Here is a 383-nt window from a genome sequence, read left to right as displayed (position 1 = left end):
AGAAATTTGCTTGGCGACCATAGCGTTGTGGACCCACCTGATTCCATGCCGAACTCAGAAGTGAAACACAACAGCGCCGATGGTAGTGTGGGGTCTCCCCATGTGAGAGTAGGACATCGCCAGGCTTAAATTCCGACTGGTCTCAGTGAGACGAGTCACCATAATATTCTCATGAAAATGTGAGAGTTTTATGTTGACTTTCGAAGCGGAAAGCGTATTATACGCGTCCTGCTTAAGTGTTAAGGCACTGAAAGCAAAGCTCTTTAACAATATAAACCTATCAATCTGTGTGGGCACTCGTTGATGATAATCAAAAAAGATTTATCAATGAACTGAGTGACCAATCAGAATCAAGTTTACTTGATTTTGGCACAGTCAATTCA

At 42.6% G+C, this 383-nt stretch carries 1 rRNA gene; it reads left to right on the top strand.

Annotated features, from left to right (window positions below):
• The first annotated feature begins 9 nt into the window (after positions 1 to 9).
• Positions 10 to 125 (top strand): 5S ribosomal RNA (gene rrf / locus EXZ60_RS18995).
• The last annotated feature ends 258 nt before the right edge of the window (positions 126 to 383 follow it).

The organism is Vibrio sp. 1151_11, from assembly GCF_029478525.1.
Lineage (GTDB): Bacteria > Pseudomonadota > Gammaproteobacteria > Enterobacterales > Vibrionaceae > Vibrio > Vibrio anguillarum.
The sequence above is the reverse complement of the archived record's forward strand: the minus strand, read 5'-3'. Positions and strand labels throughout refer to the sequence as shown.